Below are 20,802 nucleotides of genomic sequence, written 5' to 3'. Positions count from 1 at the left end.
GCGCGACTCACGCCCGACGCCGTCGCGCACGCCGGATCGCGACGCCAACGGCGAGCGCCGCGACACCGAGGGCCGATGCGATCGCCAGGGTGATGGCATCCCACCCCGTCGCGGGGAGCTGACCCTGCGCTCCCGGAGGGGGCGACACGGATGCCACGGGCGTCGACACGGGCGTGGGAGTCGGGGTCGGCGTCGGGGTCTGCCGCGAACTCGCCGGCACCTCGACCACGATGACCTCAACGCCGGGCGCGGGCTCCGGCGCGGGCGGCGGAGCGGCCGCCGTCGTGAGAGCCCACGCGATCAGGAACGCCACCGGCATCTCGAACCACCTCTCGGCGCTCCACAGTGTCGGGCGGACGTGTCCGTTCCGTCGGCAGCGAGTGAACGGGAGGGGAAGAACGGTCTTCGCACGCCGGCGCGGTTACCACGGACGTAAGATCGTGGGTTCTTTCGGTCATATTGGTCGCAAAGATCTCGGGAATCGCCCCTAGCGTCGTCGCATGCCCGGTCCTTTCGACGCTACCGCCGTGTCCGAGACAGTCACGCGCCCGGTGTTCTTCGTGTCGGACAGCACCGGCATCACCGCCGAGACGCTCGGCAACGCGCTGCTCGCGAACTTTCCGGGCACCCGCTTCGAGCGGCGCACGATCCCCTTCGTCGACGAGAAGGCCGTCGCCTCCCTCCAGGCCGATCTCCGCCGCGCGGCGGCGGGCGGCGGGTCCCCGATCGTCTTCGCGACGCTCAAGGATGCCGGCATCCGAGCCCGTCTGACCGGGGCGGGCGCGGTCGTCATCGACCTCCTCGCCGGTCATCTCACGGAGCTCGAGGCCGAGCTCGGCGCGACGGCCGAGACCCGCGCGGGGCAGTACCACGGACTCGGCGACCTCGAGCAGTACTTCCGCCGCATGCGGGCGGTCGAGTTCGCGATCGAGCACGACGACGGGCAGAGCGGGCGCGACCTCGCGAACGCCGACGTGATCATCGTCGCGCCGTCGCGCTGCGGGAAGACGCCCACGACGATGTATCTCGCCCTGCACTACGGGCTGCTGGTGGCGAACTACCCGCTGACCGACGACGACTTCCCCACCGACGGGCTGCCGCGCATCGTCGCGCCGCACGCCGACCGCTGCTTCGGCCTCACCACCACCGCGCTGCGCCTCAGTCAGGTGCGGCACGAACGCCGTCCGCACTCGACGTACGCGAGCCTCGCGCAGTGCACCCTCGAGATCCGCCGGGCCGAAGACCTGTACCGCCGCACCCACATCCCGTTCCTCAGCTCCGCGACCCGGAGCGTCGAGGAGATGTCCGCCGTGATCCTGCAGTCCATGAACCTGCGGGACCGACCCCGAGAAGGGCCCACCCCATGACCAACATCCTGCGCTTCGACGAGATCGGCATGAGCGACCTCGCCCATGTCGGCGGCAAGAACGCTTCACTCGGCGAGATGGTGTCGCACCTGGCATCCGCCGGCATCCGGGTCCCTCCGGGGTTCGCGACCACGTCCGACGCCTTCCGCCGCTTCCTCGCCGAGGACGGTCTCGACGCCCGCATCGCCGACGCCGTGCGGGGCGTGGACGTCGAGGACGTCGCCGCCCTCAGCCAGCTCGGCGGCCGCGTGCGCGCGTGGATCGAGGAGCAGCCCTTCCCCGCCGACCTCGAGGCCGACATCCGCGCCGCATACGCCGCACTCGTCGCGAACGAGACGGACCCCGAGGCGGTGACGTGGGCCGTGCGGTCGAGCGCGACGGCGGAGGATCTTCCGGACGCCTCGTTCGCGGGGCAGCAGGAGACGTTCCTCAACATCGGCGGGATCGAGAACATCCTGCGGGCGATCCGCCGCGTCTTCGCGTCGCTCTACAACGACCGTGCCATCGCGTACCGCGCGCACCACGGCTTCGACCACCACGAGGTCGCCCTGTCGGCCGGTGTCCAGCGGATGGTGCGCTCCGACGTCGGCGCCTCGGGCGTCATGTTCACGCTCGACACCGAGTCCGGATTCGACGACGCGGTGTTCGTCACCAGCTCGTACGGCCTCGGCGAGGCCGTCGTGCAGGGCGCCGTGAACCCCGATGAGTTCTACACGTACAAGCCCGCTCTGCGCGCCGGTCGTCCCGCGATCCTCAAGCGTTCGGTCGGCGAGAAGGCGATCGCGATGCGGTACACCGACGGACGTCACGTCGACGGCAGCACGGCCTTCGTCGAGGTGGATGCCGACGACCGCGGCCGCTTCTCGATCACCGACGCGGAGGTCGAGGAGCTCGGCCGGATCGCGCTCGTCATCGAGGAGCACTACGGCCGCCCGATGGACATCGAGTGGGGCAAGGACGGCGTCGACGGGCACCTGTACGTGCTGCAGGCCCGGCCCGAGACGGTCGTGTCGCGTCGGTCGGCGAACGTCCTGAGCCGCTTCGTCCTGGCCGAGCGCAGCGCGGTCCTCGTCGAGGGTCGCGCGATCGGGCAGCGCATCGGCGCGGGGCGCGTCCGCGTGCTGAGCTCGATCGAGCAGATGGCGGACTTCGCACCCGGCGACGTGCTCGTGGCCGACATGACCGACCCCGACTGGGAGCCGATCATGAAGCGCGCCTCGGCGATCGTCACCGACCGCGGCGGCCGCACGTGCCACGCCGCGATCATCGCCCGCGAGCTCGGCATCCCCGCCGTCGTCGGCACCGGTGTCGCCACCCACGCCCTGAAGGACGGTCAGGAGGTCACGGTCTCGTGCGCCGAGGGGGACGACGGCGTCGTGTTCGACGGCATCCTGGACTTCGCCGAGGAGGTCACGGAGCTCGACCGGATGCCGGAGGCCCCCGTCAAGATGATGATGAACGTCGGTACGCCCGACCAGGCGTTCGCGTTCTCGCGCCTGCCGAATGCCGGGGTCGGGCTCGCCCGGCTGGAGTTCATCATCAACCGGCAGATCGGGATCCACCCGCGGGCGCTCCTCGAGCTCGACCGACTCGACGGCGAGCTCGCCGACGACATCCGCGCGCGCATCGCCGCCTACCCCTCGGCCGAGGAGTTCTTCATCCAGCGCGTGGCCGAGGGCGTGTCGATGATCGCGGCGGCCTTCGCGCCGGAGCCCGTGATCGTGCGACTGTCGGACTTCAAGTCCAACGAGTACGCGAACCTGCTCGGCGGCCCTCTGTACGAGCCGCACGAGGAGAACCCGATGCTCGGCTACCGCGGTGCCGCACGGTACGTCTCGCCCGAGTTCCGCGCGTGCTTCGACATGGAGTGCGAGGCGCTGCGGCGGGTCCGTGACGACATGGGCCTGACGAACGTGCAGATCATGGTGCCGTTTGTGCGGACCGTCGCCGAGGCCGCCGCCGTGCTCGAACTGCTCGCCGCGAACGGCCTGCGCCGCGGCCAGAACGGCCTGAAGGTCGTGATGATGTGCGAGCTGCCGGCCAATGCGATCCTCGCGGAGCGGTTCCTCGAGCACTTCGACGGCTTCTCGATCGGCTCGAACGACATGACGCAGCTGACGCTCGGCCTCGACCGCGACTCGGCGCTCATGGCCTCCGCGTTCGACGAGCGCGACCCGGCGGTGCAGCACCTCCTCGGCCTCGCGATCGACGCATGTCAGCGACAGGGGAAGTACGTCGGCATCTGCGGACAGGGGCCCAGCGACCACCCGGACTTCGCGCAGTGGCTCGTGGCCCGTGGCATCCACTCGCTGTCCCTGAACCCCGACACGGTGGTGGAGACGTGGCTCACGCTCGCCGCGGACGAGCGGCCCAAGGCCGAGATCCTCGCGCAGGCGCACCTGTCGCGGCTGTGACGGCAGGCTCCTCCGCCGGGGTCCGCTCACACCGTGAAGTGGACCTCGGCGGAGGGAGGCGCGAACGCCCGGAGCGCGTCCACCGCGGCCACGGCCTGGTCGCCGAGTCCGACGAAGTAGCTGCGGCCGTCGGTGGTGGTCAACCGGACGGTGCGCGACTCGCCCATGCTGACGAGGATGCCGGGACCGCGATGACTGCGCGTGACGCCCCATCCACCGAAGTCCTCGAGGGCACGCACCTCCTGCACGTCCACGCGCGCGAGCTGATCCCATCGGAGGCGGCGACCCCAGAACGGGACCACCGACACGGACACCCCGCGCTCCCCCGCCCGGAGGCACACTCCCGAACAGAACGTCACGACCAGCAGAGCGACGACGGCCAGCAACGCCACGGTCGCTCCGGAGGGGGTGTCGACGTGCACGACCCCGAGCAGAAGGAGGAACGCGGGGCCGACGAACAGCAGGGCTCGCGACGCCGGGGTGAGGGGTCGTCGGGCGAGGGTGCGCATGAGGGGTCCTTTCGTCGACGCAGGATCGCGACGCTACGGCGGGATCTGCGTGCGGCGGAATGCTCCTCCGGCCACACCCGACTCGACCTCCCGCCAACCTTCGTATCGCGAATCCCCCATCGGGAGGTCAGGCCAGCGGCACCCGCGCCACCACGACCCAGTCCTCGGCCTCGCGGCCGGCGCGCAGCTCGCCGCCCACCTCGCGCACGAGACCGGCCATGCGGGCGACGCCCGTTCCCGCGGAGGGGATGTCCTCCCGGCGCACCGCGGGGAGGGCGTTGCGGACGGTCAGCTCGGCATGGGTCTCGTCCGCACGCACGATCAGCACCACCGTGCCGGGGGCGGCATGCTTCAGCACGTTCGTCAGGGATTCGCGCAGCACGCGGGCGAAGACGACACCGACACGGCGAGGTGCACGGGGCAGCGGCGCGGCCTGGACATCGACGTGATACCCGGCGGCGGTGAGCGTGTCCGCGGCCTCGCGGACCGCGGCCGCGGGGTCGGAGGCGAACCCGGGCGTCGGGGAATCCTCGTCGGCGGCGATCTCGATGAGATAGCGGAGATCGCCGAGCGCGTTGCGCGCCGTGACGCCGATCGTCGCCTGAGCGGTCTGCCGCACCGCATCGTCGGGATCGTCCAGGAGCTGCGCGTGCAGGGCGATCACCGTGAGGTCGTGGGCGATCCCGTCGTGCAGGTCGCCCGCGAGGCGGCGACGCTCCAGCGCAGCCGCGGCCTGCTCGCGCTCGCGGGAGCGCTCCAGCTGCTCGTCGAGACGTTCACCGCGGGCCTGCGCCGCGCGCAGGAGCAGCCCGATGCCGCCGAGCACGATCGCCACCACGACGAAGCCGATCGCCATCGATGGTCCGGATGCCGGTTGCCGGGCGACCACGACGGCGGCAACGGTCAGCGTGGCCGAGTAACCCAGGACCAGAGCCCCTGTGCCGAGCCGGACCACGCACAGAGCCGCGATCGCGAAGGCGAGGAACGTCTGGTGCGAGAGGCCGGCTGGGAACGACAGGACCAGTGCCGCGCCGAGCGACGCCGTCCCGGCAGCCGCCGACCAGAGGTACAGCGCGAACAGCGCGGTGACGACGAGCTCGAACAGCCCACCGGTCCCGTCGCTCCTCTGGTCGGTGACCGTCGAGATCACACTCAGCGCGACGGCGGCCAGCAGGAGGACGACGAACGCCGTCTTCTCGACGCGCGTCAGGGGAGTCGTCGCCCGCAGCCACGAGCGATCCCGTAGCGCGGTCACGTGCGGGCCGTTGGACACCGCCCCATTCTGACTCGCGTGCCCCCGTGGTACCCGAAACCCGGGGGCACGCGTCAGGAACAGAGGCCAAGCAAACGGCAGAGAGCAGTCCAGATCCCGGACCGAATCATCATCATGCGGTTCTCCTCGTGTTCCCGGTCGTAGCCCCGCTGAGAGGATCTCCGCCCGCCGTGCGCGGCCGCAGTGGACCTTCGACCACATCACTGGCCGAAGGTCCAGGCAGGGTGCTGGGTAGGCTCGCGACATGGCCGAGATCCGCGTGCTCCTCGTCGACGACGACCCGCTGGTGAGGTCGGCTCTCGCCCACTTCCTCACCCGCGAGGAGGGCACCGCCGTGGTCGCCGAGGCCGGCGACGGGCGCGACGCGCTCGACCAGGTCGGTCGTCATCGCCCCGACGTCGTCCTCATGGACGTGCGCATGCCGCGGATGGACGGCATCGACGCGACCGCGCAGATCGCCGAGCGCTGGCCGGACGTGCGCGTGCTCGCCGTGACGACCTTCGACACGGTGGACACCGTCCTGCCGATGCTGCACGCCGGCGCTTCCGGCTACCTGCTGAAGGACTCACCCGCCGAGGAGATCGTCGCCGGCGTCCGCCGGGTCCACGAGGGCACGACGTCGCTGTCGCCGCGGATCGCGGCGTTGCTGATCGACCACGTCCGCGAGCGCGAGCGTCCGACGCCGGCCGGCGCGCCCGCCCTGGAGCCGTTGACCGACCGCGAGGGCGACATCCTGCGGTGCCTCGCGCGCGGCATGTCCAACGCCGAGATCGCTGCCGAACTCATTGTGTCCGAGGGCACGGTGAAGGCCTACCTCGGCCGCATCATGACCAAGTGGGGCGTTCGGGATCGCGTGCAGATCATCGTCGCCGCCGCCCGGGCAGGGCTCATCGCCTTCACCTGACGGGGGCTCCGGGCCGGGAGGTATCTGGGGGCGTCCCCCGGCCCGGAGGGCTTACGGGACCGTTTCGCGCTTGCGCCGCTCGGCGCGGGTGAGCGGCGCCTCGGGCTCGGTCGCGGCCGCGGCGGCCTCGGCATCCGTCACCGGCGGGCGGCGCGGCCACCAGAACCGGTCGCCGGCGATGAAGGCCATGGCCGGCACGATCACCGTCCGGACGAGGAGCGTGTCGATCAGCACACCGATGCAGACGATGACGCCGATCTGCGTGAGCGTGATCAACGGCAGCACGCCCAGCACGGCGAACACGGCCGCCAGCAGGATGCCGGCGCTGGTGATGACCGCGCCGGTAGCCGCGAGCGCGCGGATCATGCCGTTCGTCGTGCCGAGGGTACGGCTCTCCTCCTGCGCGCGCGTGACGAGGAAGATGCTGTAGTCCACGCCCAGGGCGACGAGGAACAGGAAGCTGAACAGCAGCACGTTCGTGTCGATCGCGGGGAAGCCGAACAACGGAGTCTGGAACAGCCACCACGCCGCGCCGACCGCGGAGAAGAAGCTCGCGACGACGGCCAGCAGCAGAAGCACCGGGGCCAGCAGCGCACGCAGCAGGATCACGAGCACGATGAACACGAGCACCAGGATCAGCGGGATGATCAGGTTCTGATGGTGCTGCTGCGCGGCGGAGACGTCGAGGGCCTGCGCGTCGAGTCCGCCCACGAGCGTGCGACCCGAGCCGATCGAGTCGAAGTCCGATCGCATCCGCTCGATCGTGGCGAACGCCTCCGGCGTCTCGGCCGACGCGTTCAGCGTGACGTCGATGCGGGTCCAGTCGCTCGTCTCCTCGACGACGCGAGCGGAGTCGACGCCCTCGATCTTCCCGGCGGCGTCGACGACCGCCTGGGCGTCGTCGTTCGGGGCCATGACCGTCGCGGGCGACGTCGCGCCCGCGGAGAACGCCTCGGCGAGCACCTCCTGTCCCTTCACGGCATCGGGCTTCTGCAGGAACCGGTCGTTCTGCGAGAGCCCGGTCTGCACGAAGAACAGTCCGCTCGCGAGGGCGCCGAGCACGACGGCGCCGGTCAGCGCGACGACGACGGGACGCTTCGAGACTCCGCGGCCGAGCTTGCCCCACGGGCTGCGCGAGATCGCGTCGGGCGAGCCGAAGCGCGGGACGTACGGCCAGAACAGCCACCGGCCGAACAGCACGAGTGCGGCGGGCAGAACGAGGAGCGCGAACGCCATCGCGACGATGACCCCGACCGCGCACGCGAGTCCGAGCGCGCGGTTGCCGGACAGTTCACCGAGCAGCAGCGTCGCGAGGGCCAGGGCGACCGTCGACCCGCTCGCGATGATCGCCGGTCCCGCTCCGCGCACCGCCCGGCGCATGGCCTCGCGCCGGTCCTCGGCCAGGCGCAGCTCGTCTCGGTAGCGCGCGATCAGCAACAGGGCGTAGTTCGTTCCCGCGCCGAACACCAGCACGGACAGGATGCCGGTGACCGAGGCATCCAATTCCACTCCGGCGAGCGCGGCGACACGGCGTGCCACGATCCCGGCGGAAGCGTCGGCGGTGCCGATCACCGCGAGCGGCACGAGCCACAGCCACGGGCTGCGGTACGTGATGAGCAGGAGGACGGCGACGACGATGACGGTGGTGAGGAGCAGCGTGAAGTCCGCGCCGTCGAACACCGCGGCGATATCGACCTCGAAGCCCTCGGGGCCGGTGAGGTAGGTGCGGACGCCGCCCAGTCCATCGGCGGCGAGGGTGCGGATCTCGGCGGCGCGGTCGGCCTGCGCGGCGACGTCGCTCTCGGGCGGGAGCGGCACGACGAGCAGCGCGACCGTGCCGTCCTCCGACACCTGCGCCGGCGGGATGAAGCCGTCGGGCGTGAGCTTCACGAGATCGCCGAACGCCTTCTTCTGGATCGCGGCGACGGTGTCGGCGGGCAAGGCCTTCCCGTCCTCGGATGCGAACACGAGCAGGGCCGAGGTGGTGTCGGCATCCGGGAAGGTGTCGAGGATCTTCTGGACCTGGACGGACTCGGCCGAGTCGGGGAGCCCCGAGCCCGGCGCGGTCTGCGAATCACCGCCCGAACCGAGGGCGAACAGCGCGGCGACCCCCGCGAAGGCCACGACGAGCACGATCCACGAGGTGCGGGCCGAGGTGAGGAAGCGCAGGAAGCCGTTCATCGTCGTCTTTCGCTAGGTGATGAAGTATCTAGAAAATCTAGATACGAGAAAGGTAGCGCAAAGTCGACGTAGGATGCCAGTCATGGAAGCGACGGAATCTTCCACTCCCCCTGTCGCGGCCGGCGTTCCCCCGGTCAGACCCGCGACCGCGCTCGTGCGCGCACTGTTCACCGCGGGCGCGGAGTTCGAGAAGGCGCTGCAGCACGAGCTCTCGGTGAACCCCACGGGCCTGGACGCCATGGGGCACCTGGTGATGTCGGGTCCCCTCTCGCCCGGCGAACTCTCGCGCCGCCTCGATCTCACGACCGCCGCCACGACCGCGGCCATCGACCGCCTCGTCGCGCTCGGCCACGTCACGCGGGCGCCCCACCCCACCGACCGGCGCAGCCTGCTCGTCGTGCCGACCGAGGCGTCGGTGCAGCGCGCGATGAGTCGCCTCGCGCCGATGATCGCGGGAGTCGATGCCGTGCTCGACGACTTCACCGACGACGAACAGGCCGTGATCACGCGATACCTCGAGCGGGTCGTGGCGTCGTACGCGATGCCGCCGGACGACGGCACGGCGCGGCCGCGGTAGCCGCGGGATCATCCCCGCGACGGACGCGGATACACCCGCGGACGGACGACCCGGATGCCATGCCCCGGTGGGATGGAGGCATGTCCGCACCCACCCCTCCCGTCCTCACGGCATCCGGTCTCGTCAAGACCTACGGCGATCTGCGCGCGCTCGACGACGTCTCGCTGACCATTCGCGGCGGCGAGTCGGTCGCCGTGATGGGCGCGTCCGGCTCGGGCAAGACGACGCTGCTGCACTGTCTTGCCGCGATCCTCGCTCCCGACACCGGCTCGGTCGTCCTGAGCGCGCCGGGCGCCGAGCCCATCGAGCTCGTCGGCCTCGACGAGGGCGAGCGCGCCCGCGTCCGCCGCACCGCGCTCGGTTTCGTGTTCCAGGAGCACCTGCTGCTCCCCGAACTCACGGCGGTGGAGAACGCCGCGCTGCCCCTGCTGCTCCAGGGACAGCGGAGACAGGACGCCGAGCGGCACGCGGCCGCGTGGCTCGCGATGCTCGGCCTCGCCGGCCTCGAGCAGCGTCGGATCGGGCAGCTGTCGGGCGGGCAGGCGCAGCGCGTCGCGATCGCCCGCGCCCAGGTGACGGGGGCTCCCGTGGTGTTCGCGGACGAGCCGACCGGGGCGTTGGACTCGGCGACCTCGGGGGACGTGCTCGCGGCGCTGCTCGGCGCGACGGTCGGGCAGGGCCGCACGCTCGTCATGGTCACGCACGACGCCGAGGTCGCGCACCGGTGCTCGCGGATCGTGCGTCTGCGCGATGGGCGGATTGTCGACGACAGCGCCGTATCCGCCGGGGCCGTCGCCGCACGCGAGGACGCACGATGAGCGCCGTGCTCCCCCTCGCGCGGATGCTGGCGCGACCGAGCCGCCAGGGCCGCGCCGCGATCGTGCTGCCCGTCGTCGCGTTCGCGGTGACGACGGCCCTGCTGCTCGTCGTCGCCGGCGGCGCGGCGATGTTCCTTGTCGACCCGCGCGCGGTCGCAGGCGGCGGCCTCTACGGCACGCTCGCGATGCTCGCCCTCGTGCTGCTGGCGGTCCCGCTCGCCACCCTCGGCGCCGCCGCGGCCCGCCTGTCGAGCCGCCGCCGCAACGACCGGCTCGCGACGCTGCGCCTCCTCGGCGCGAGCACACGCGAGATCTGGGCTCTGACCGTTCTCGAAGCCACACTCACCGCAGCCGTCGGGGCCGCGGCCGGGGTCGTGCTGTACCTGGTGCTCCTCCCGGCGGTCGGGCTGCTGCCGTTCTTCGGCGGCCCGGTCGGAATCGCGGCCGTGGCCGCCTCCCCGCTGCTCGTGGCCGGGGTGACCGCGTCCGTGGTCGCCGTCGCGGCGGTCAGCTCCGCCGCCGGGCTCCGGCGCGTCACCGTCACTCCCCTGGGCGTCCGCACGCGCAGTGCCGTGCCCCCGAAGCGTTGGTGGATGCTGGTGGTCGGCGGCATCCTGATCCTGCTCGTCGTGGGGGCCGTCTCGAACGTCGGCGCGCTGCGCTCCGCGGCGATCAACGCCGTGCTCATCGGCCTGTTCGCGGCCGGCATGGCCCTGCTGAACCTCATCGGCGCGCCGATCGTCGCCGCCCGCGGACGCGCGATGGCCCGCACCGCCCCGACGGCCGCGCGCCTCATCGCCGGCCGCGAGCTCGCCGCCCATCCCGGACCCGCGTGGCGCCGGGTGTCGGGCATGGCGCTCGTGTCCTTCATCGCCGTCGTGGCGGGGAGCGGCCTGGCCCTGGTCGATCTGTCCGGCGGCACGAATCCGATGCTCGCCGACATCCGCACCGGCGTGCTCGTGACGCTCGCGATCGCGTTCGTGCTCCTCTCCTGCGCGGTCGCGGTGACGCAGGCGTCCGCCGCCCTCGAGGACCGCGAACTGATCGTGGGCCTGGACCGCCTCGGCATCCCGGATGCCGAACTGCGCCGCGCCCGCCGACTGACGGTCATGGTGCCGCTGCGGTGGGCGTCGCTCGGCGGCGCGGCCCTGGGTGCGGTCCTGGCTCTCCCGATCGTGAGTGCGAGCGTCGTCGTCGCGCCGGCGTCGATCGCGACGGTCGTGGGCACCTTCGTCGTCGGCTTCGCGCTGGTCGCCGCCGCCTTGGCATCCACTCGGCCGATCGTGACCGGCATCCGTCGGGGCACGCTGTAGGGCGGGCCCGTGTTTCGGTTCAGTGTCCACGACACGCGGACCGCGTCGCGCGGAGTCCGCGTGTCCTGGACACCGAACGGCCGGGCCGACGCGACACGGGCGAGAAACGCGCCGGTGCTACCGTGCGGGGATGATCCCGGATGCCACGACCCCGCGCCTCATCTATGTGTCGGCGGCGGTCATCACCGACGCGGACGGGCGTCTACTCCTGGTCCGGAAGGCCGGCACGACGGCGTTCATGCAGCCCGGCGGCAAGCCCGAAGCGGGGGAGACGCCCGCCGAGACGCTGGCGCGCGAACTCGCCGAGGAGGTCGGGCTGGACGTCGACCCCGACGCTCTCGAGCCGCTCGGATCCTTCACCGCCACCGCGGCGAACGAACCCGGCTTCGCGGTGGTCGCTGACGTGTTCCGCGTCGACATCGGCGAGCAGCAGCCGGTCCCGGATGCCGAGATCGCCGAGTTCCGCTGGGTCAACGCCGCCACGGCATCCGGTCTGGAGATCGCCCCGCTCGCGCGGGAGTACTTCCTGCCCGCCTGACCGGCGCCGCCTCGCCGCGCGCGGCGCCCCGCGGGCTCCGGCGCCGCCCTCCCGTTCGGTGTCCAAGACACGCGGATGCCGCGGCGACACGTCCGCGTGTCTTGGACACTCAACACGGTGAGGGGCGCACCGGCCGTCCCGCCGGCGAGCGACCAGGACACGCCGCGTGACGACCACGCCTAGCGGCGTGTCTTGGACACTGAGCGAGGAGTCCGCGCCGCCCCCACGTTCCATGTCCAGAACACGCGGATGCCCCCGCGACACGTCCGCGTGTCTTGGACACTCAACGACAGCGAGCGGCGCGCGTCGGGACCCGGCATCCGCGTACGCTGACCGGGTGCGTGAGGACTGGATCGAACACCGCCGCGCGGGCGACGGAGAACTGCTCGGCTGGATCGAGCCCGCGGGCGAGGACTTCGTCGCGATCGACCTGCTCGGACGCCGCCGAACCGAGCCGGTCGACTGGCTGACGGCCGAGGAGACGCTCGACGAGCTCGGCATCACGTACCTCGCTGACCTCTTCGACCTCCGCCTCGACGACGGCTCGTGGTTGCGGGTACGGATCGCCGAGGTGTCGGTCGGTGGCATCCGGGTCAAGAAAGACGACTTCGGCGCCGTCGGCGCACCACAGCTGTACTACGACGTCGCCTTCCCGGTCGACGCCGGGCGGCTCCGCCCCGCGCGCTGAGCTCGCGCACACGGCGCCACCCCGACGTTCGGTGTCCAGAACACGCGGATGCCGCGGCGCAGCGTCCGCGTGTCTTGGACACTCAACCGGGCAGGCGCCGCGACCCCCGTGAGCAGCGCCCACGCACTCACCAGGAGCTCTTGCGGTAGTCCTTCAGGAAGATGCCGAAGAGGTCTTCGCCGGCCTCGCCGCGCACGATCGGGTCGTAGACGCGGGCGGCGCCGTCGACGAGGTCGAGCGGGGCGTGGAAGCCTTCTTCGGCCAGACGCACCTTCGTGTAATGCGGGCGTTCGTCGGTGATCCAGCCGGTGTCGACGGCGGTCATCAGGATGCCGTCGGACTCGAACATCTCGCGGGCGCTCGTGCGCGTGAGCATGTTCAGCGCGGCCTTGGCCATGTTGGTGTGCGGGTGGCCGGGGCCCTTGTACCCGCGGCCGAACACGCCCTCCATCGCCGAGACGTTCACGATGTACTTGCGCCGCGCCGTCGACGCCGCCATCGCGGGACGCAGCCGACTGACGAGCAGGAACGGCGCCGTCATGTTGGCCAGCTGCACCTCGAGCATCTCGAGGGGCTCCACCTGGTCGACGTGCTGCGTCCAGCTGTTGATGCGGTCCTCGTCGGGGACCAGTCCGCCCGCGTCGATCGCGGTGCCCGCGGCCAGTCGCTCGAGCGACGACGACCCCGCGGCCATCGCCTCGGCGGTGAGCTCCTCGGCCGTGCGCGCGGCGGACGCGAGGATCGGATGCGCCGACACCGACTGCGCCAGCGCGAGCGGGTGGGCGTCGTTGGTGTGGCCGAAGGTGACCAGCTCGGGCAGCGGCCCGTCCGGGAGCGGCGAGAGTTCGGCATCCACCAGGGGTTTGTACGCACCCGGCGAGCGCCGCACGGTCTGCGCGGCGTTGTTGATGAGGATGTCGAGCGGACCATCGGATGCCACCGACTCGGCGAGCCCGATGACCTGGGCGGGGTCACGCAGGTCGATGCCGACGATCTTGAGGCGGTGCAGCCAGTCCGCGCTGTCGGGGAGCGACGAGAAGCGGCGCACGGCGTCGCGCGGGAAGCGGGTCGTGATCGTCGTGTGGGCGCCGTCGCGCAGCAGCCGGAGCGCGATGTACATGCCGATCTTGGCGCGCCCGCCGGTGAGCAGCGCGCGCTTGCCGGTGAGGTCCGTGCGGGCGTCGCGCTTGGCGTGGCTCAGCGCCGCGCACGAGGGGCACAGCTGGTGGTAGAACGCGTCGACGAGCGTGTACAGCTCTTTGCAGATGTAGCAGTTGCGGGCTTTGAGGAGCTCGCCGGCGTACGGCGTCTCGACGCGCGTCGCGAGCGGGATGCCGCGGGTCTCGTCGTCGATGCGGTCGGGCGCGCCGGTCGCTGTGGCAGCGACCACGGCCTTGTCGGCGTCGGCGATGCGCTGGCGCTTCTCCCTGCGCGACTGCCGCTTGACGTCCTTGTAGAGCTTCCCGGTCTGGCGGCGCAGCGCGATGTAGGCCGGGTCCTCGGGGTCGAGAGCGGAGGCCGCGTCGAGCACGCGCAGCGCGATCTCGAGCTCATGGGGATCGATGGATGCCACGCGGCCGGCCTCGCGATCGGGTCTCGGAAGTGTTTCGGGCACGGGAGAGTGTACCGAGGCCCGGCTGGGAGGCCGTCGCGGGCGGGTCCGCGGCGCTACTCCACCAGCGAGAAGGACACCCCGACGAGGCGAGCGGAGGTGTCGAACACCCGCACGCCTTCCTCGGCGTTGCGCAGCGGCCGGAAGATCGACTGCTCCCCGGGCTTGCCGCCGACACGGCCCAGCCCGGTCGGGCCGTACAGCTTCCCCGGCTGCCCCATGGTCGCCGCCATCAGCGCCGGCAGCCCCGCGGACTCGACGGTGCCCGTCAACCCGAGCCGCGTCATCCGTTCGATGCTGCGCCGGCCGGACACGGCTTCCGCGCGCCCGATCTCGGGACGGGCGGCGAGCAGGTTCGTCGGGGCGACGCCCGGGTGGGAGACGTTGCTCGTGATCCCCCAGCCTGCCGCGACACTGCGCTTCTGCAGCTCCAGCGCCCAGAGCCCGAAGGCGATCTTCGACTGGCGGTAGGCCCTCATCCCGTCGTACGAGCGCTCCCAGTTGAGGTCGTCCCAGTTGATCTTCCCGCCCGCCGCGGCGATGCTCAGCTGCGAGGTGACCCGGGCACGGCCGGCCCGCAGCAGCGGCAGCAGCCGGGCGGTCAGGGCGACGTGGCCGAGGTGGTTGGTGCCCCACTGCAGTTCGAAGCCGTCGGCCGTGGTCTGCCGGTCGGGCGGAGTCATGACGCCGGCGTTGTTGATGAGCAGGTGGATCGGGGCGCCCGCCGCGTTCAGCGTCTCGCCGAGGTCGGCGACCGACGCGAGCGACGAGAGGTCGAGATCGTGCAGGGTGATGGTCGCGTTCGGGGCGGCGGCACGGATGGTGGCGACGGCGGCCTCGCCCTTCCTGCGGTTGCGGACCGGGAGGAGGAGTTCCGCGCCGGCCGCGGCGAGGCGCGTGGCGATGTGCAGACCCATGCCGTCGCTGCCGCCGGTGAGGAGGGCGCGCTTTCCGGTGAGGTTCGGGAGGTCGAGAGTGATCTTTCGAGGCATGTTCCCACTGTGCGGCGGTGGCTCCGCGGCATCCAGGACCTGACGATCAGTGGATCGGGCGACCGCGTGCAGCGAGGGTCGATCGTTGCCGATCCGGGTCGAAGCGCAGCAGCACGCGCTGCATCCGGATCTCGACGCCGCGGTGCAGCACCCACGCGAGGCCGAGCGAGATCGCGAACGCGAGGGCGGCGAGCGCGAACGCGCGCGGCCAGTCCAGCTCCGGATGCCCGTCGGGCCACGCCGACGACACCGACGCGATCACGAGCAGGTGCACGAGGTAGAACGCGAACGAGAGGCGGCCGAGTTCCTGCCAGGCGGGCCCCGCGAGGAAGGTCGAGGAGCGGTGCGCGTCCGCCGACGCGAGCGACGCCACGAGCAGCGCGAAGCCCCCGACCGTGAGGGCGAGGCCGGGGTGGACGTCCGTTCCTGGCAGCGTCGGCGCCTCCGACATCGCGTATCCGAGCACCGCGAGCGGCACCGCGAAGCGCAGCGGCGCCGGCCGCCACGCGGTCTGCTTCATCAGCAGCGCGAGCACGACGCCGAGCACGAACTCCGGCAGGCGGAGGAGAGGAGTGGATGCCGCCGACATCGGCACGGGCGAGCCTGCGGCGATCGCGGGGGCAAGGGCCACGAGTACGAGCGCGGCGGCGGCGACGCTCCAGAGCACGCGCGCGGACCGTCCCGCGACCATCCGGATCACGAGCGGGAAGGTGAGATAGAAGAACGCCTCGCACACCAGCGACCAGCTCGCGGGGTTGCCGGCCTGCCACCAGTCCGGAAACCATCCGCTGATCAGCAGCAGATTCGCACCGATGGGCAGGACCCCCGGGGACTGGATCTCGGGCACGAGGGTCGCGGCCACGGCGAGCGCCAGCATCACGCCGACGACGTGCAGCGGATAGATGCGCGCCGCGCGGTGGAGCCAGAAGGACCGGGCGCTCTGCGCGGGCTTGTACCCCCACGCCAGCACGAACCCCGAGAGGATGAAGAACAGGGTCACGCCGGTCTTCCCGGCCTCGAAGACGAAGCCCCACAGGTCGCCGGCGCGGCCGCCGAAGTACTCCACGGCCATGAGGTGGTGGCCGAAGATGAGCATCGCCGTGAGCCAGCGGAGGCCGGTGAGCGAGGGCAGGTGCCGGGCCGCGAGCGGGCGATCGGATGCCGAGGAGCGGACGCCGACGTCGGGGGCCGTCGTGGTCGTACTGATGGTCATCGCCTCCCGGAACGCTCACATCGGAGGCGCGGGCCCGCTCCGACGCCGGAACGTTACCCGTTCGTGATGTGGAGAAGCCTGGGAAGGCCGGGGCTTGACGCGGGGCGGGGGCGATGGCATCCAGGCTTCCTCAGGGTGGCCGCATGTCCCACTTCGTGCAGCCACAGCCCCCAAAACCTGCACAAAACGGGACACCGAACGCCGCCCGCCCAACGCCGCACCTCACCCCACGGCCGCATGTCCCACTTCGTGCAGCCACAGCCCCCAAAACCTGCACAAAACGGGACACCGAACGCCGCCCACCCAACGCCGCACCCCACCCCCCGCCCGCATGTCCCACTTCGTGCAGCCACAGCCCCCAAAACCTGCACAAAACGGGACACCGAACGCCGCCCGCCGCGGTTCAGCGGTCGCGCGGCGCCTGCAGCAGCATCCCGAACGTCCGCAAGGTGTCGCTCAGACCGACCGACGCGTCGAGCAGCCACTGAATCTGCAGACCATCGGATGCCGCGATGAGCAGCGCCGCGAGGTGGTCGGCCGACACGTCATCGCGGATACGGCCCTCGGCCTGCTGCGCGCGAAACGTCTCACCGAGCTCGGCGCGCAGCCGCTCGAAACGGGACGTGAAGTAGTCCTTGCCGACGCCGCTGTCGACCTCGAGCGCGGCGGCGACGAGCGTGGAATAGAGCTGCACGAACCCCGGTACCTCGACGTTGGCGGTCGCCGCGGCGATCATGCCCTCGACGCCGGGCTCGGCGGGGTGCGCGGCCTCCTCCTCGCCCTGCTTCGCGGCGGCGTGGTCGTACACCGCGACGAGCAGCTGCTCGCGCGAGTCGAAGTAGTGCAGGAGCGCGGCGTGCGAGACACCGATCGACTCGGCGATGCGGCGCAGCGACGTGCCGTCCGCACCGCGGCGGCGGAACACCTCGATGGCGCGGTCGAGGATCTCCTGCCGTCGCTCGACTCCGCGGCGTCGCTGGCCGGGTCGGCCGATCGTGGCATCCTCGCTCATCCGCCCACCTTCTCGCATCCGTCGGGGCTAGCGTAACCTCCACGTGGAGGTTAGAGTGGCGGCACGGCCCCTTCGGCCCCTCGACGACGATCAGTAGAAGGACGACGATGACCACCTCCCTCCCCGAAGCCTCGGTGCAGCTGTACACGCTGGCATCCGAGTTCTCGGCCGACATGTCGGGTTCGCTCGACAAGCTCGCCGCCCTCGGCCTCCGCAACGTCGAGGCGTTCGCGTTCGTCGACCGTCCCGCGGAGATCCGGGCGGCCCTGGATGCCAGCGGCCTGGCCTCTCCCACCGGCCACGCCCCGCTGCTCAGCGATGAGCTGTGGACGCCGGACGGCTCGATCCCCACGCCCGCGCCCGAGGTGGTGTTCGAGGCGGCCGCGACGATCGGCATCCGGACGGTCATCGACCCGTTCGTCTCGCCCGACCGCTGGCTCACCGAGGAGGGCGTGGCCGACATCGCCGAGCGTCTCAACCGCGCCGCGGACGTCGCCGCGACCTTCGGCCTGAGCGTCGGCTACCACAACCACGCGCAGGAGTTCGTGGCCGACTTCGCCGGTCAGACGGCGTACGAGCGGTTCGTGGAGCTCACCGACGAGCGCGTGCAGCTCGAGCTCGACCTCTTCTGGGCGCTGACCGGCGGCCAGGACGTTCCCGCGCTCGTCGCGAAGCTCGGCGACCGCCTCACCGCGGTGCATGTGAAGGACGGCGTCGTCCCGAGGACCAACCCGTGGGGACCCGGCAGTGCCGACTTCACGTCCGAGAGCCTCGACCAGCGTCACGCCGGCACCGCGGACGTGCCCCTCGCCGCAGCGCTGCGCGCGGGAACCGGCATCCAGTTCGCCGTCATCGAGTACGACCGCGCGCCCGGCGACGTGTTCGCCGACATCGCCGCGAGCCTGGCGTTCCTGAAGGACGGCGGGTTCGTCGCATGACCCGTCCCCTCGGAGTCGGCGTCATCGGCGCCGGCGTCATCAGCCAGACGTACCTCGAGAACCTCACGTCCTTCCCCGACGTAAACGTCGTCGCGGTCGGCGACCTGCTGCCCGACCGCGCCCGCGCGAAGGCCGACGAGCACGGCGTCGCCGTCGCGGGAACGCCCGACGACGTGCTGTCGAACCCCGACGTCGACCTCGTCGTGAACCTCACGATCCCGCAGGTGCACGTCGAGGTGTCGTCCGCCGCGATCGCCGCGGGCAAGCACGTGTGGACCGAGAAGCCCATCGGCCTCGACCGCGACGCGACGCGCGCCCTCCTCGCACAGGCGGATGCCGCGGGCGTCCGCATCGGCTCGGCACCCGACACGCTGCTCGGACCCGCCTTTCAGACCGCCAAGCGCGCGATCCAGGGCGGGGTGATCGGCGAACCGCTGTTCGTGCAGACGTCGTTCCAGACGCAGGGCCCCGACCTGTGGCATCCGGATCCCGCGTTCCTCTTCGCCCGCGGCGCGGGACCCCTGCTCGACATGGGGCCGTACTACTTCTCGGCGCTCGTGAGCCTGCTCGGTCCCATCGCGGCGGTCACCGCGCGCGGCTCGCGCCCGCGTCTCGAGCGGACGATCCAGACCGGCCCGCGCGCCGGCGAGACGTTCCCGGTCGAGGTGCCGTCGACGGTGCAGGTGCTCACGTCGTTCGCCGCGGGGCAACACGGCACGCACCTGCTGAGCTTCGACTCCGCGCTCGAGCGTCACGGCGTCGTCGAGATCCACGGGTCCGAGGGCACGATCCTGCTCGCCGACCCGAACCGCTTCGAGGGTCGCATCGCGTACGTTAAGCCACTCGGCGTCTTCCGCGACGGCATGAAGACCGAGCAGGAGTGGATCGAGATCCCCAACGAGGGCGTCGTCGTCGGTCGCGGACTCGGCGTGCTCGACATGGCCCGCGCGATCGCCGCCGACCGCCCGCACGTCGCCACGGGCGAACTCGGCTTCCACGTGCTCGATGTGATGCTGTCGGCCGAGGAGTCGTCGGCTTCGGGACAGACGCTCGAGATCGGCAGCACCGTGGCACCCGTGCCGCTGCTCGAGGAGGGCTTCGACCCCTTCGCCCGGACGCTGTAGTCCGTCCGCGGCGTCTGGTCGCGCGGGTGCCGCAGTCCGTTCGGGGCGTCTCTTCGCGCGGGCGCTGCAGCCCGTACGCGGCCGCTTCCGCCCCGTGGTGTCGTGTGGATGCCACGGGGCGGGGGTGTTTTCGGGGGCGCGCGCGGGCACGGGCGGCGCGTGTGCTCGCGGGGGTGCGGGGAGCTGAGGCGTCCGCGGGGCTCGACAGTGCGGGCGGATGCCGGCGCGCCGGGCGAGCGGAGGAGATCCGGGGAGCGGAGGGCATGAGGTCCGGCATCCATCCTCCGCTCCCGGAATCTCCTCCCGCCGCATCGCGGGGCGTACGCAGTGGCATTGCGGGACGCCGGATGCCTCGGCGCACAGCGCGCAGAGGGAATACCTCGCGTCGCATAGCGGATGGTTGAGGGCGGCCCGCGCGGTCGCTAGTTTGGCGCGCAGGCGAAACGGAGATCTCCATGACGTTCACCGGGTTCACGGTCGGCGCGAGCGAGTTCTTGAGCGCCCTCGCCGACGACAACACCAAGCAGTTCTTCGACGCCCACCGACGCGAGTACGAAGAACTCGTCCGGCAGCCGCTCGAAGATCTGCTGGCCGAAGCGGAAAGCATTCACGGGCCCGGGCGGGTGATGCGACCGAACCGCGACGTGCGTTTCAGCGCCGATAAGTCGCCATACAAGACGAGCGCGAGCATGTGGGCCGGCACCGTCGGCGGTGTCTATCTGAGCCTCACGGCCGAGCACCTACAGGTCGGCGGGGGAATCTATGACCCGAGCCGCGATCAGCTCGCCCGAGGCCGCACGGCCATCGATGCGGCCCCGCAGGCGGCGGCGCGGTTGCAGGAGATCGTCGATGGGCTCGAAGCCGAAGGTTTCGAGATGGCGGGCCCGCCGCTGAAGACTGCTCCGCGCGGATACGACCGCGACCACCCTCGCATCGAGTTGCTCCGGCTGAAGCATTACGCCGCACTGACGACGCTCCCCGTCGATGCGGAGCCGGAGACGATCCGCGCCGCCCGGACCGCAGTCGCGCCGCTCATCGAGTGGGGTGGCACTTACGTGGGCAAGGCCGAGTCCTGGCCGTGAGGCGGATACGCATCGGGGGCGGCTGGACCGGGCAGCTGGGGCGCGAGGTCGCGTGGTCGTGGGCGCTTGCGGCGTCCTCAGCGAGGGCGCGTGGTCGTGAGCGCTCGCGGCGCCCTGAGCGAGGTCGCGTGGGGGCGCTTGCGGCGTCCTGAGCGAGGTCTCGCCGGGCTAAGGAAGGGGCGCGGGGGCGGACTCGGGAAACTTCACCCGCGGCGTTTCTCGGCGGGGAAACACCTGACGAGTAGGT

General features: G+C 71.6%; 19 protein-coding genes. 11 read left to right on the top strand and 8 right to left on the bottom strand.

Annotation, left to right across the window (positions count from 1 at the left end):
- Positions 1 to 7 precede the first annotated feature (7 nt).
- A complete protein-coding gene (locus tag AVW09_RS16105) occupies positions 8 to 319 on the bottom strand; it encodes a hypothetical protein (RefSeq protein ID WP_156496144.1) in 312 nt (103 codons plus the stop codon).
- Between the two features lie 181 nt (positions 320 to 500).
- Here AVW09_RS16105 and AVW09_RS16100 point away from each other — a divergent pair, with 181 nt between their 5' ends.
- On the top strand, positions 501 to 1,367 hold the full coding sequence (locus tag AVW09_RS16100) for a pyruvate, water dikinase regulatory protein (protein WP_063259013.1): 867 nt from the start codon (positions 501 to 503) through the stop codon (positions 1,365 to 1,367).
- Entirely contained in the window at positions 1,364 to 3,781 is a 2,418-nt protein-coding gene (gene ppsA / locus AVW09_RS16095) for a phosphoenolpyruvate synthase (RefSeq protein WP_063259012.1), read from the top strand. Before AVW09_RS16100 ends, ppsA begins: the two co-directional genes overlap by 4 nt.
- 26 nt (positions 3,782 to 3,807) lie before the next feature.
- Here the strand turns inward: ppsA and AVW09_RS16090 are convergent, their stop codons facing one another.
- Both AVW09_RS16090 and AVW09_RS16085 read right to left on the bottom strand, forming a co-directional pair.
- On the bottom strand, positions 3,808 to 4,290 hold the full coding sequence (locus AVW09_RS16090; RefSeq protein ID WP_063259011.1) for a hypothetical protein: 483 nt from the start codon (positions 4,288 to 4,290) through the stop codon (positions 3,808 to 3,810).
- 127 nt (positions 4,291 to 4,417) lie between these two features.
- Positions 4,418 to 5,563 carry a sensor histidine kinase gene (locus AVW09_RS16085; RefSeq protein ID WP_063259010.1) on the bottom strand — a complete coding sequence of 382 codons (1,146 nt, stop codon included), beginning with the start codon at positions 5,561 to 5,563 and terminating at the stop codon, positions 4,418 to 4,420.
- Positions 5,564 to 5,807: 244 nt separating this feature from the next.
- Here AVW09_RS16085 and AVW09_RS16080 point away from each other — a divergent pair, with 244 nt between their 5' ends.
- Positions 5,808 to 6,467, top strand: a complete 660-nt coding sequence (locus tag AVW09_RS16080; RefSeq protein WP_063259009.1) for a response regulator — start codon at positions 5,808 to 5,810, stop codon at positions 6,465 to 6,467.
- A 51-nt stretch (positions 6,468 to 6,518) separates the two neighbouring features.
- On the opposite strand, the gene AVW09_RS16075 is transcribed toward AVW09_RS16080, so the two are convergent.
- Complete coding sequence (locus AVW09_RS16075) at positions 6,519 to 8,648, bottom strand: MMPL family transporter (RefSeq protein WP_063259008.1); 2,130 nt, start codon at positions 8,646 to 8,648, stop codon at positions 6,519 to 6,521.
- A gap of 82 nt (positions 8,649 to 8,730) precedes the next feature.
- Here AVW09_RS16075 and AVW09_RS16070 point away from each other — a divergent pair, with 82 nt between their 5' ends.
- From AVW09_RS16070 to AVW09_RS16050, 5 genes are all read left to right on the top strand, one after another.
- Complete coding sequence (locus AVW09_RS16070; protein ID WP_063259007.1) at positions 8,731 to 9,225, top strand: MarR family winged helix-turn-helix transcriptional regulator; 495 nt, start codon at positions 8,731 to 8,733, stop codon at positions 9,223 to 9,225.
- Between the two features lie 80 nt (positions 9,226 to 9,305).
- Positions 9,306 to 10,043: an ABC transporter ATP-binding protein gene (locus tag AVW09_RS16065; protein ID WP_063259006.1), complete on the top strand. Its 738-nt coding sequence runs from the start codon at positions 9,306 to 9,308 to the stop codon at positions 10,041 to 10,043.
- Positions 10,040 to 11,356 carry an FtsX-like permease family protein gene (locus tag AVW09_RS16060; protein WP_063259005.1) on the top strand — a complete coding sequence of 439 codons (1,317 nt, stop codon included), beginning with the start codon at positions 10,040 to 10,042 and terminating at the stop codon, positions 11,354 to 11,356. The genes AVW09_RS16065 and AVW09_RS16060 overlap by 4 nt, the downstream gene beginning before the upstream one ends.
- 130 nt (positions 11,357 to 11,486) lie before the next feature.
- Positions 11,487 to 11,894: an NUDIX hydrolase gene (locus AVW09_RS16055; protein WP_063259004.1), complete on the top strand. Its 408-nt coding sequence runs from the start codon at positions 11,487 to 11,489 to the stop codon at positions 11,892 to 11,894.
- A 337-nt stretch (positions 11,895 to 12,231) separates the two neighbouring features.
- The gene (locus AVW09_RS16050; protein ID WP_063259003.1) at positions 12,232 to 12,582 is read left to right on the top strand and encodes a hypothetical protein; all 351 of its coding nucleotides are present in this window, start codon (positions 12,232 to 12,234) and stop codon (positions 12,580 to 12,582) included.
- Between the two features lie 127 nt (positions 12,583 to 12,709).
- On the opposite strand, the gene AVW09_RS16045 is transcribed toward AVW09_RS16050, so the two are convergent.
- The 4 genes from AVW09_RS16045 to AVW09_RS16030 all read right to left on the bottom strand — a co-directional run bounded on the left by AVW09_RS16045 (position 12,710) and on the right by AVW09_RS16030 (position 17,411).
- The gene (locus tag AVW09_RS16045; protein ID WP_063259002.1) at positions 12,710 to 14,197 is read right to left on the bottom strand and encodes an SDR family oxidoreductase; all 1,488 of its coding nucleotides are present in this window, start codon (positions 14,195 to 14,197) and stop codon (positions 12,710 to 12,712) included.
- A 53-nt stretch (positions 14,198 to 14,250) separates the two neighbouring features.
- The gene (locus AVW09_RS16040; protein ID WP_063259001.1) at positions 14,251 to 15,186 is read right to left on the bottom strand and encodes an SDR family oxidoreductase; all 936 of its coding nucleotides are present in this window, start codon (positions 15,184 to 15,186) and stop codon (positions 14,251 to 14,253) included.
- Between the two features lie 46 nt (positions 15,187 to 15,232).
- Positions 15,233 to 16,399, bottom strand: a complete 1,167-nt coding sequence (locus AVW09_RS16035; RefSeq protein WP_063259000.1) for an acyltransferase family protein — start codon at positions 16,397 to 16,399, stop codon at positions 15,233 to 15,235.
- A 403-nt stretch (positions 16,400 to 16,802) separates the two neighbouring features.
- Positions 16,803 to 17,411 carry a TetR/AcrR family transcriptional regulator gene (locus tag AVW09_RS16030; RefSeq protein WP_231901867.1) on the bottom strand — a complete coding sequence of 203 codons (609 nt, stop codon included), beginning with the start codon at positions 17,409 to 17,411 and terminating at the stop codon, positions 16,803 to 16,805.
- 107 nt (positions 17,412 to 17,518) lie between these two features.
- On the opposite strand from AVW09_RS16030, the gene AVW09_RS16025 reads away from it, so the two are divergent.
- From AVW09_RS16025 to AVW09_RS16015, 3 genes are all read left to right on the top strand, one after another.
- A complete protein-coding gene (locus tag AVW09_RS16025) occupies positions 17,519 to 18,349 on the top strand; it encodes a sugar phosphate isomerase/epimerase family protein (RefSeq protein WP_063258998.1) in 831 nt (276 codons plus the stop codon).
- Positions 18,346 to 19,473 (top strand): Gfo/Idh/MocA family protein, encoded by a 1,128-nt coding sequence (locus tag AVW09_RS16020; protein ID WP_063258997.1) that lies wholly within the window; start codon positions 18,346 to 18,348, stop codon positions 19,471 to 19,473. Before AVW09_RS16025 ends, AVW09_RS16020 begins: the two co-directional genes overlap by 4 nt.
- Before the next feature lie 455 nt (positions 19,474 to 19,928).
- The gene (locus AVW09_RS16015) at positions 19,929 to 20,555 is read left to right on the top strand and encodes a TIGR02453 family protein (protein WP_063258996.1); all 627 of its coding nucleotides are present in this window, start codon (positions 19,929 to 19,931) and stop codon (positions 20,553 to 20,555) included.
- Positions 20,556 to 20,802: the final 247 nt, after the last annotated feature.

The sequence above is a fragment of the Microbacterium sp. T32 genome (genome assembly GCF_001619615.1).
GTDB lineage: Bacteria > Actinomycetota > Actinomycetes > Actinomycetales > Microbacteriaceae > Microbacterium.
Note: the sequence above shows the minus strand (reverse complement) of the source record. Positions and strands in the feature narration are given on the sequence as shown.

Coding starts and splice junctions, on each gene's coding strand:
- AVW09_RS16105 (WP_156496144.1), bottom strand. CDS start 319: ATGCCGGTGGCGTTCCTGATCGCGTGGGCTCTCACGACGGCGGCCGCT.
- AVW09_RS16100 (WP_063259013.1), top strand. CDS start 501: ATGCCCGGTCCTTTCGACGCTACCGCCGTGTCCGAGACAGTCACGCGC.
- ppsA (WP_063259012.1), top strand. CDS start 1,364: ATGACCAACATCCTGCGCTTCGACGAGATCGGCATGAGCGACCTCGCC.
- AVW09_RS16090 (WP_063259011.1), bottom strand. CDS start 4,290: ATGCGCACCCTCGCCCGACGACCCCTCACCCCGGCGTCGCGAGCCCTG.
- AVW09_RS16080 (WP_063259009.1), top strand. CDS start 5,808: ATGGCCGAGATCCGCGTGCTCCTCGTCGACGACGACCCGCTGGTGAGG.
- AVW09_RS16075 (WP_063259008.1), bottom strand. CDS start 8,648: ATGAACGGCTTCCTGCGCTTCCTCACCTCGGCCCGCACCTCGTGGATC.
- AVW09_RS16070 (WP_063259007.1), top strand. CDS start 8,731: ATGGAAGCGACGGAATCTTCCACTCCCCCTGTCGCGGCCGGCGTTCCC.
- AVW09_RS16065 (WP_063259006.1), top strand. CDS start 9,306: ATGTCCGCACCCACCCCTCCCGTCCTCACGGCATCCGGTCTCGTCAAG.
- AVW09_RS16060 (WP_063259005.1), top strand. CDS start 10,040: ATGAGCGCCGTGCTCCCCCTCGCGCGGATGCTGGCGCGACCGAGCCGC.
- AVW09_RS16055 (WP_063259004.1), top strand. CDS start 11,487: ATGATCCCGGATGCCACGACCCCGCGCCTCATCTATGTGTCGGCGGCG.
- AVW09_RS16040 (WP_063259001.1), bottom strand. CDS start 15,186: ATGCCTCGAAAGATCACTCTCGACCTCCCGAACCTCACCGGAAAGCGC.
- AVW09_RS16035 (WP_063259000.1), bottom strand. CDS start 16,399: ATGACCATCAGTACGACCACGACGGCCCCCGACGTCGGCGTCCGCTCC.
- AVW09_RS16030 (WP_231901867.1), bottom strand. CDS start 17,411: ATGAGCGAGGATGCCACGATCGGCCGACCCGGCCAGCGACGCCGCGGA.
- AVW09_RS16025 (WP_063258998.1), top strand. CDS start 17,519: ATGACCACCTCCCTCCCCGAAGCCTCGGTGCAGCTGTACACGCTGGCA.
- AVW09_RS16020 (WP_063258997.1), top strand. CDS start 18,346: ATGACCCGTCCCCTCGGAGTCGGCGTCATCGGCGCCGGCGTCATCAGC.
- AVW09_RS16015 (WP_063258996.1), top strand. CDS start 19,929: ATGACGTTCACCGGGTTCACGGTCGGCGCGAGCGAGTTCTTGAGCGCC.